The organism is Prevotella sp. HMSC077E09 (assembly GCF_001814685.1).
Lineage (GTDB): Bacteria > Bacteroidota > Bacteroidia > Bacteroidales > Bacteroidaceae > Prevotella > Prevotella oris.
In genome coordinates this window covers 32,825-43,205 of record NZ_KV817576.1, presented here as the reverse complement: position 1 = coordinate 43,205, position 10,381 = coordinate 32,825, and the positions used below count along the sequence as shown (strand labels likewise).

Sequence of the window (10,381 nt, the reverse complement as noted above, 5' to 3'; positions counted from 1 at the left end):
TCAATATCGGTGATAATGGGCTTATTTTGGGCATTGTTCAGACTGAGTTTGCCATTGTTTTGTTGGCGGATGTTTGCTATTTCTTTGAATTCTGCAATGATTTGAATGTGTTGTGCATGGACACTTGTTGTTGCACATGCCATGATGAGCAGGAGGATTGCAATCTTTTTCATGCGTTTATATGTTTTAGGATACATCTTTTTACTTGATTTCTTTGAGGTTATAATCCAATTTCTGGATGATGGTATCGGTAGTTAGCTCTCTGATTTCAAGACGATTAAAGAACGTTTTAATTTTGCATGGCTTTAATTTGATGCGTATGTCGTTATTCAAATCGATAACACCTTGCTCATTTTTCTTTTCGACAATAAAGAGACTGTCGTTTGGTGTGGAGGAAATGTTATCATATTCAAAAGGAACAAGGGTTTTATTTTCACGGTTAACAATACCAAATTTCTTCCCTTTTGAGACAATAAAGGTGCTTTTATACATGTTGGTCGTTATTGATTCGTATGCTAATGGAAGTAAAATTTTTTCTTCATCCGCATCAAAGAAGGCTTCTAATCCATCCTTTTCGAGGATACAATAAGAAGGGAACACTTGGACATTGTCGTAGGAAGAGTTGGTCAGCATCTGCATTTTCTTCATGCTGAACAGCTTTTTCTTGCCTTGTATATCGTCTAATTTAACGATGCCGTTATCGTCGATTTGTTTTATACTTTTATATGAAAAAGGCAGAATGATGTTGTTATCAATGTCTATCATGCCGTAACATCTGTTTTGATAGGCAATGAAATAAACTTGTCGATTATTGTTAAGATTATTCATAATTAGCAGTTCTTTTTCGTATTGTGGCTTAATAATAGTCAGTCCTTCACTATTAATAACTCCCCATAATCCATCCTTTTCGAAGCTATAATCTAGGGCTAAGCGTTTGTAGTCGTAGTAGATGGGACCCTTAGTTTGATTGATAGTGATTCCTTTTACAATGTCTTTATCGTTGAATATATAATCACAGGGCGTTTCTTTTCTAAGCGTCCAGAATCCATTCGTATAAGTGATATACGCATATATGGGTGCTGCAACGATATTTCCTTTTGCATCACAGATTCCGTAGTGTTCTTTTTTGACAATGAAATAATCTGTTTCTTGTGATGTATCTACTCTTTTCTGTTCAATATATAGGTAGACTGGAGGGAGGATTTGATTGCCATCATGGCTGTAAAGACCTACATTCTTTCCTTTTCTTACAAGCCAATAGTCGTTTTGGGAGGCGTAGTAGCTTGCTTTTATCTCGTTTATCTCGTTATATTCTATGGGAATACATTGCTTTCCGCTTTTGTAATAGATGCCATGTTTGCCGTTTTTGATGACGTGATAGAAAACATTACTGGTTGGGATAATAGAGTCAATATCGGTGATAATGGGCTTATTTTGGGCATCGTCCAGGCGGAGTTTACCATTGTTTTGTTGGCGGATGTTGGTTGTTTCTATGAATTTTACAGTGACTTGAATGTCTTGTGCATAGACACTTGTTGTTGCACATGCCATGATGAGCAGGAGGATTGCAATCTTTTTCATGCGTTTATATGTTTTAGGATACATCATTTTTACTTGATTTCTTTGAAGTTATAGTCTAATTTCTTAATGGTTTGAAACGTTGTAATGTTGATGAGTTCTATGCGATCATCATAGGTGTATATGGGATAAGGTGTCATTCCATAAACCAATTCGTTCTTCAGGTTGACAATGCCATATTGCTTTTCTTTCTTGATGATAAAGAGATAGGGCTTGTTTGTGACTTTAATTTCGTCGTAACCATAGGGGATCAGCTGCTTATCTTGGCGGTTGACGACTGCTGTTTTGCTCTTTGTGGTGACGATAAAGTGCTCATTATCGTTGAGACCTAATATGGAATTGTATTTAAAAGGGAAGAGAATTTGCATGTGCTTGCAGTCAACAGCTGTTTCAAGGCCATTCCTTTTGAGGTATAGATAGCGGTCAGAAACACTGCTCTTGTCATAGAAAAGGTTGAGCGCTAATTGCTTTTTAGTCATGTTATAGAGTTGTTTCCCCTCGTCGGTAGTGAGTTCTATGGTGTTGTAGAGATAGGTTGGTTGGATGTTTTTGTATTGAAAGGGGAGCACAATCTTGTTGTTTATGTCAATCAATCCAAATAGATTGTCTTTACAAGCAATGAAATAAGCGGTGCTGTCTGAGTGGATATAGCCAACTTTTTGTAGGGGTTTATCATATTGAACAGCGATGACTGACTGTCCATTTTCACGTAGAAGTCCCCATGCTTTGCCCTGTTTATAATTGAAATAGAAGCGTTTTTGTTCGTTTCTTTGTATTGTAATAGGCATAGCATCGTCTAATTTGATGTCTTTAATGATGTCTTTGTAGTTGAAGAGATAATGGCAACTATCTCCTTTTGTCAGCTTAAAATACCTCAAATATCTATATTCTATGGCGGTGTATTGTGGGTCGACAATAAATTTTCCCTCGTTGTTACAGAGCCCATATAAGCCTTTTTTCACGATGAAATAGTTGCCTGCATTGGTACGATAGTTACAGGTTACCTCTATACTATCATAGCGTGGCGGCAGAATTTCTTTGCCCATGTGCGAATAAAGACCTTGTTTCCCGTCCTTGTTGACGAGCCAATAGCGGTTGTTATCGAAGGAAATGTTATTGAATGTGATAGGAAGCAAGCACTTTCCTTCAGCATCGTATAGCCCTTTTTGCCCCGCTTTACTTACTACAAAGCAATCGAAATGTGTGCTAAATATAGTGTCGGCATCGGTGATAATAGGCTTCTTGTGGAAGTCGTTGAGGCTGAATTTACCATTGTTTTGTTTGCAGATACTGGCTTTTTCAAGGTAGAGTGCAACGCCAACCTGGGCATTTAGGCTTATCGTTGATAAGGTGAAAAGCAATAAAAGGAGGGTGATTTTCTTTCTCATCAATTGAAAACAAGGAATAAATTGGGGTGTTAGATAACGATATTAAACGCAAACGCCCTACTTTCTTTGGTGAGAAAGCAGGGCGTTTTGGGCTATATTTTAGAAGAATTTGGTCTCTTTTCCAAGGATTTCGCTTAGCAGTAGGTTGGTCAATCGACTTGTTCCCATGCGGAACCACTTGTTGGTGAGCCATTTTTCGCCTAAGAGCTCTTTAACGATGGTGTAGTAGGTAATGGCGTCTGTAACCGTATTGATGCCGCCAGCGGGCTTAAAACCTATCTGTATGCCAGTCTTATCATAGTATTCCTTGATAGCCTGACACATCACGTATGCCGCTTCTGGTGTAGCACTTACCTTTTCTTTGCCGGTAGATGTCTTGATATAGTCGGCGCCGGCATACATGGAAAGCAAGGCAGCCTTCTTGATATTACTGCAGTTTTCTAAGTCTCCGGTCTCAAGGATAACCTTCATAGGTGCTTCTCCACAAGCCTGTTTCATCTCGTTGATATCATCGCAGACACCTTCAAAGTCGCCACTGAGGAACTTGCCTACAGGGAGAACGATATCTATTTCGGTGGCACCGTCGGTCACAGACAACTTAGTTTCGGCCACCTTTACTTCCATTCGGGCCTGTGAGGAAGGGAAATTTCCGCATACGTTGGTAATTTCTACACCATCAATTTCAAGGCTATTGGCCACGAGTTCGGTAAAGACGGGATAGACACAAACGGCTGCAACATGGGGAATATCGGGGTACTCGCGGTCGAACTGATTGACTTTCTCAATCATTTTGAGCACTTTCTCTTCTGTGTCCGTAGTACTGAGCGTTGTGAGTTCGATACTTCCGAAGAGGAATTTCTTTACTTCCATGGTGTCGTTCTGTGGCACTTTTTCCTCGATAATCTTCTTTACGGCAGCCTGAACTTCGGCGTCGTTGAGGTTGGTGTCATACAGTTCAAGAGCCTTTTCGTATTTGCTCTTGTCTTCATTCTTAATCTCCTTGCCTTCGTTTTGTGGCAGGATAGTCTTTGTATATGCCATAATTTGTATTGATTAGGTTGTTTATTTCAATTTATTGTTGTTCAGATGACGCTTGTTGTCGCGCTGGGTTTTCTTTTCAAAGCTTTTCTTTAATTCGGCCGTGAGGTCTACACCGGTTTGGTTGGCTAAGCAAAGGAGCACCCAAAGCACATCGGCCATTTCCTCTCCTAAGTTGGCTTTCTCGCCTGGTTTGAAGCTTTGCTCGCCATATTTCCTGGCTATAACGCGTGCTAATTCGCCTACTTCTTCTGTAAGGCAGGCCATGTTGGTGAGTTCATTGAAGTAGCGAACGCCATAAGTTTTTATCCATTCATCAACGGATTTCTGGGCTTCTTGAAGGGTCATAATAGTATTAATATAAAGTGCTCCGCACTTAACAGCTTCACCCCTAAGCCCTCTCCGAAGAAAGAGGGGAGTGATATGCCTGCTAATTTGAGGTTATTTTATAGTGTTTATACTCGTTTGTTGTGACTTTTATAAGTTTGATATAGCTTCCGAATAAATTGAATATTCGTTAGCTTCTTTTATTTTTTGTCTTTTATTTCCATTGGAAAATGATATTATCCCCTCTCTTTTCGAGGAACTGTAGGTTGCTGTTCGTTGAGCTTGCGAAGCGAGGAAAGCAAAGGGGTTGGGGGAGAGACTCTACTCTCTCGCCTTACTATCCATGCAAATAGTTACGGGGCCGTCGTTGACGAGCGCCACTTTCATATCAGCTCCGAACTCTCCTGTGCCTACGGTTTTGCCGAGTTTATGTGACAGTTCATTGCAGAAATAGTTGTAAAGAGGTACTGAAATCTCATGTTTTGCTGCGCGGAGCCACGATGGGCGGTTGCCTTTCTTGTAGCTTGCAAATAGTGTGAACTGGGAAACAACAAGGATTTCGCCGTCAATATCCATGATAGAACGGTTCATGATGCCCTGCTTATCGTCGAAAACTCTTAGGTTTATTACTTTGTGTATCAGCCAATTAGCATCTTCTTCGGTATCACTTTCTTCGATACCTAAAAGGATAAGATAGCCTCTGCCAATAGCAGTTTTCACTTCATTATTTAGGGTAACAGAGGCCTGTGCACAGCGTTGTATGACTATTCTCATACGGCAAATATACAAAAAATTATTCTGTTTCGGGCATTTCTGGGTGAAAATGTTTATAGACTATCATTCCTTTAGATGCTCCAAGAATTTGTATAAGTTGTTGATTATCAGCTTCTTTTATGGATTTAACGGTCTTTAGTTCCTTGAGTAGCGCCTCTTTACCCTTTGGTCCAAGCCCTTTGATGTCGTCAAGTTCACTGTGTAGGGCGTGTTTTGAGCGCTTGTTGCGGTGGAAGGTGATAGCATAACGGTGCACTTCATCTTGAATTTGTGTGAGTACTTTGAAGAGTTCGCTCTTCACATCAAGTCCAATGGTCTGTGGAGGAAAACCGTAGAGGAGTTCGTTTGTGCGGTGTCGGTCGTCTTTGGCAAGTCCGGCAATGGGTATGTTGAGGTGTAGTTCATCGGCAACAACTTCTCTTACTACCTCCATTTGACCTTTTCCACCATCTGTAATAATGAGGTCGGGGAGGGAAGTCTGCTCTTCTATCATGCGACTATAGCGTCGGCGGACTACTTCTTGCATAGAGGAATAATCATCGGGACCAACAACCGTCTTGATGTTGTATTTGCGATAGTCTTTTCGTGAGGGCTTCATACCTTTATATACTATGCAGCCTGCCACGGCATCCGTTCCAGAAATGTTGCTGTTGTCAAAGCATTCAATCTGATAAGGTAATTTGGAAAGTTTAAGCTTGGCTTGCAATTCTTTCATCAACCGCGTATGCTTCTGTTCCGGATTGAGTTTCTCTGATTGCTTCAGTCGGTCGAATTTATACTGTTTCCCATTCATCTCTGACAGTTCAAGGAGATGTTTTTTATCACCTCTTTGAGGTACGAAGAACTCTGCACCTTTTATCTTCCACTCCATTTCAAATGGCACAATAATCTCTTTAGCGTGGCTCTTGAAACGTTCTCTGATGTCGGGAATAGCAGTAATTAGTAGTTCCTCATCACTTTCATCAAGTTTTCTTTTATACTCATATGTAAAACTTTGATTGATGGTTCCCTTGCGCACATGGATATAATTGATGTAGGCATTGTGGTTAGTCTCATCATCAACAATAGTAAAAACGTCTACATCATCGATCGTATGACTGACAACTTCACTCTTAGCAACAAATTCGTTGAGGAGTGAAATCTTCTTTTTGATATCTTCTGCTGCCTCGAATTTCAAGAGTTCGGCATTCTTCATCATGAGTTGATAAAGTCTTTTACTCACTTCACGAGTGTTCCCTTTTAGAATCTCGCGTGCTTGATTCATGTTCTCTTGATATTCTTCGTAGCTCTGTTTACCAATGCATGGAGCATCACAATTATGAATATGGTATTCTAAGCAAGGTTTGAACATCCCTTGTTGAACACCCTCTTTGGTGAGAGGAAGGCGACAGGTGCGTGGTTTATAAAGGCGCTTGATGATATCAAGAATGGCATACATACTTCCGACATGAGGGTAGGGGCCAAAGAAAGTGCCGAAACGTTTGTTGATATTTCGGGTCTTGAAGATACGTGGAAAATACTCGTTAGTAATACAGATGCTGGGATAAGTCTTACCGTCTTTCAGCAAGACGTTGTAGCGGGGATTATACTTCTTGATGAGACTGTTCTCGAGTAAGAGCGCATCTTCTTCAGTATTGACGACGGTATAGCTGATATCTCTAATCTTGGAGACCAATACTTTAGTCTTGAACCGATCTACTTCTTTATGGAAGTAAGAAGAAACACGCTGCTTGAGACGCTTGGCTTTACCTACATATATGATGTTTTTGTTCTCATCATAAAATTGATAGCTGCCTGGTTTCTCTGGCATATTTAATACGATGTTCTTGAGATAAGCTAATCGTTTTTCATTTTCTTCGCGTGTCATATATGCGTATCCCCTTTATATAAAGTAAAGAACGGCAGCCTTGTTTCACGTGAAACAAGGCTGCCGTTCCATAATAATTAGAATTTCAGTAAGGATGAGATCTCAATGTCTTTGTCGAAAAGTTCTCGGCTTTCAGGGAACTCTGTGTTCAGTTCAATAATGAAGTTGCAATATATTTTCTTTGGGTGAAACTTCTTAACTAAATTACATGCTGCTTTCATTGTGCCGCCTGTAGCGAGTAAATCGTCGTGAAGAAGAATGACATCATTCTCATTAATGGCATCTTTGTGGATTTCAATGGTGTCTATGCCATATTCCTTGGCGTAGCTTTCTTGTACAGTTTCACAAGGCAGTTTGCCTGGTTTGCGACATAACACGATGCCTGCACCTAACTTTACAGCTACGGCTGATGACATGACAAAGCCGCGACTCTCTATGCCTACAATTTTAGTTATTCCCTTTTCTTTATAGATGTCATACATCTCTTCCGCGATTTCGCGGAGTGCTTCTGGGCTTTTGAACAGGGTAGTAACATCACGAAAGTTGACACCTTTAATGGGCCAATCTGGAATGCTGCGCAGATTGTCTAATAATAGTTGTTTATTCATCTTTTATTTTGTATTATATTTGAATTCTGTTTATTCCTTAATGTCTGATATGTTGCGTTTGGTTTTACTCATAAAAAGCTCTTGTCTTTCGATGTCTTCTTATGTTTTATTTAATATTATATGTTTCATTTGAACACTTAAATTATTAGATATCAGCGTTTTATTATTTATCTCGTTTCACGTGAAACTTCATTTTGGGTCGTAGGAAGCCTATCGTCCTAATAGAATTAAAAGTACATTAATATCACTTGGAGATACTCCTGGAATTCTACTTGCTTGTGCCAAAGTCTCTGGATCTATTTTTTCGAGTTTTTGTCGACCTTCTGTTGAAATCTCTTGAAGTTCGCTATATTTAAATCTTCCCTTGATTTTAATGTTTTCCAATCTATGCATTTTGTCGGCAATAATCCGTTCTCGTTCGATATATCCTTGGTATTTCATCTGAATTTCGGCTGTTTCAGCTATTTCTTCTTTTCGATTTTCTGGCATTAGTAATGCTTCTTTAAGCTCTGGAATGATTTCCGAAAGGTTCTGAAGTGTTAGGTGTGGTCGTGCAATTAAATCAGAAAGTTTACACCCTGCACGAAGAGGGGTGGTGCCTAATGATTCTAATTGAGAGTTTATTTCACTCGATTTAATCGGATATTCCTTGCAGAAATGAATTAAACGGTGGACTGCTTCTTTCTTTTGATGCCACCAATCATAACGATTGCGTTTGGCAATTCCGAGGTCGTATGCTATTTCTGTGAGGCGTGCGTCAGCGTCATCTTGACGCAAAAGAATACGATATTCTGCACGAGATGTAAACATACGGTAAGGTTCATCAACGCCTTTCGTTGTTAAATCATCGATAAGAACACCGATATAACTCTGATCTCGTTGCATTATAAAAGGTTCACTTCCTGTGCAATGGAGGGCTGCATTAATGCCAGCAACAATACCTTGTCCGCCTGCTTCTTCATATCCTGTAGTGCCATTTACCTGTCCTGCAAAGAACAAACCAGGCAAAATCTTCGATTCCAACGAGTGTTTTAATTGGGTTGGGTCAAAGTAATCGTATTCTATAGCGTAGCCAGGGCGATATATTTTTACATCGCGAAACGCTGGGATTTTATGGATGGCAGTTAATTGGATATCCATGGGCATACTTGAAGAAAACCCATTCAGATACATTTCATTGGTGTCTTCGCCTTCTGGTTCAAGGAATAACGGATGTTGCTCTTTGTCGGGGAATGTAACAAGTTTGGTCTCTATAGAGGGGCAATAGCGAGGCCCGGTGCTTTGTATCTGTCCATTAAACAGAGGTGAATCGGTCAAACCTTCTCGTAAAGTTTCGTGCACTTCTTTGTTTGTGTAAGTCGTCCAACAGGATAATTGTCGGAGTATGCGGTGCTCACCCATATAACTAAACTGATGGAAGTCAGTGTCTCCTTTCTGTTCTTCCATTTCATCAAAGTGAACAGTTCGTTTGTCTATTCTTATGGGAGTCCCTGTTTTCATACGTGCAGAAGTAATTCCCCAGCGTGTGATACTCTCTGTGAAATGGTGCACTGCCGGTTCTGCACAGCGACCACCTTCTATCATTTTGCGTCCGACGTGCATTAATCCGTTGAGGAATGTGCCTGCTGTGACGACAATGCTTTTGGCATAAAACGTCACTCCCCAAATAGTCTTTACACCTACAGCCTCGTTATTTTTAACGATGAGTTCGTCAGCTTGATCCTGCCAAATATCAAGATTTTCGGTGTGATCGAGCGTTGTACGCCATTCCCAAATGAATTTACCTCGGTCGCATTGTGCCCGTGGACTCCAAACAGCAGGGCCTTTCCCAATATTCAACATGCGGAACTGAATAGCAGTTCTATCGGTTACAATACCCATGTTTCCACCCAAAGCATCGATTTCTCTTACGATTTGTCCTTTCGCAATTCCACCTACGGCAGGATTGCAACTCATCTGGGCTATCTTGTTCATATCCATTGTTATCAAGCAGGTTTTAGCTCCCATATTTGCTGAAGCAGCTGCAGCTTCGCAACCAGCATGGCCACCACCGATAACAAGTACGTCATACTTGAGTTCCATTGTCTTTCTACAAAAGTATAGAGATATAACTTTTCTATTTTAGATACGTTACAAAATTAAGAAATAAAATCGAATTATGATGCTTTTATTCATTAAAAAGCATCAGCAGGATGCGTTCAATATACTGTACCATTGTTTATGAGTGAGAGGATGACATGATGTTAGTCTTACATGAGAACTGTGAATCTTGTGATATATTCTCGTGCTGTTTTAGAAAGAAATCAGATTAATGTAATACCCCGATTCAATATAATAATAAATAAGATTTCATCACGTGGCGTTGCAATTGCAATCGAATCGCCTCGCAATTTAAGTCACTTTATGATGTAAAGTGCGTCAAGTTACAGTGTAATTAGCGTCAAGTTACGTTGTAAAGTGAGTCAAGTTGCACGGTGATTTGAGTCAAGTTGCAGCGTAATCTACGGCAAATTACCATACAGACAGATTTGGGTTGCACTAATTGGGGATAAATCTTTGCTTTTGAGTAGTTTCAATTGCTTATCCCGAACAGGGTAATGCAATGGTCAAAATCTTACAGTTTTTATATAAATGTCATATATTTTCTTGTAATAGATAAATCATATTCATCTGTTTTTTTATATCTGTGGATGGTTAGAATTTATTTTTATTTCTTATCTTTGTTGGCGTTATCTTTGACCGTTGCAAAGAGAAGCGATTGTGAAATCTTTTATAAACGGCTGAAACATATATGAAAATGT

General features: G+C 39.8%; 8 protein-coding genes. All 8 read right to left on the bottom strand.

The features are described from left to right. Nucleotides 1-201: 201 nt before the first annotated feature. The 8 genes from HMPREF2983_RS09355 to mnmG all read right to left on the bottom strand — a co-directional run bounded on the left by HMPREF2983_RS09355 (nucleotide 202) and on the right by mnmG (nucleotide 9,662). Nucleotides 202-1,581, bottom strand: a complete 1,380-nt coding sequence (locus tag HMPREF2983_RS09355) for a WG repeat-containing protein (protein WP_070667912.1) — start codon at nucleotides 1,579-1,581, stop codon at nucleotides 202-204. Nucleotides 1,582-1,610: 29 nt separating this feature from the next. Then, nucleotides 1,611-2,966: a WG repeat-containing protein gene (locus HMPREF2983_RS09350; RefSeq protein WP_070667859.1), complete on the bottom strand. Its 1,356-nt coding sequence runs from the start codon at nucleotides 2,964-2,966 to the stop codon at nucleotides 1,611-1,613. A gap of 99 nt (nucleotides 2,967-3,065) precedes the next feature. After that, nucleotides 3,066-4,007, bottom strand: a complete 942-nt coding sequence (deoC, locus tag HMPREF2983_RS09345) for a deoxyribose-phosphate aldolase (RefSeq protein ID WP_070667858.1) — start codon at nucleotides 4,005-4,007, stop codon at nucleotides 3,066-3,068. A gap of 21 nt (nucleotides 4,008-4,028) precedes the next feature. After that, nucleotides 4,029-4,352 (bottom strand): nucleotide pyrophosphohydrolase, encoded by a 324-nt coding sequence (locus HMPREF2983_RS09340; RefSeq protein ID WP_004377903.1) that lies wholly within the window; start codon nucleotides 4,350-4,352, stop codon nucleotides 4,029-4,031. Between the two features lie 300 nt (nucleotides 4,353-4,652). Then, the gene (gene dtd / locus HMPREF2983_RS09335) at nucleotides 4,653-5,105 is read right to left on the bottom strand and encodes a D-aminoacyl-tRNA deacylase (RefSeq protein ID WP_070667857.1); all 453 of its coding nucleotides are present in this window, start codon (nucleotides 5,103-5,105) and stop codon (nucleotides 4,653-4,655) included. 19 nt (nucleotides 5,106-5,124) lie between these two features. Beyond that, nucleotides 5,125-6,972 (bottom strand): excinuclease ABC subunit UvrC, encoded by a 1,848-nt coding sequence (gene uvrC, locus HMPREF2983_RS09330; RefSeq protein ID WP_070667856.1) that lies wholly within the window; start codon nucleotides 6,970-6,972, stop codon nucleotides 5,125-5,127. 77 nt (nucleotides 6,973-7,049) lie between these two features. Then, nucleotides 7,050-7,580: an adenine phosphoribosyltransferase gene (locus HMPREF2983_RS09325; protein WP_004373309.1), complete on the bottom strand. Its 531-nt coding sequence runs from the start codon at nucleotides 7,578-7,580 to the stop codon at nucleotides 7,050-7,052. A gap of 210 nt (nucleotides 7,581-7,790) precedes the next feature. Then, nucleotides 7,791-9,662, bottom strand: a complete 1,872-nt coding sequence (mnmG, locus tag HMPREF2983_RS09320) for a tRNA uridine-5-carboxymethylaminomethyl(34) synthesis enzyme MnmG (RefSeq protein WP_070667855.1) — start codon at nucleotides 9,660-9,662, stop codon at nucleotides 7,791-7,793. Nucleotides 9,663-10,381: the final 719 nt, after the last annotated feature.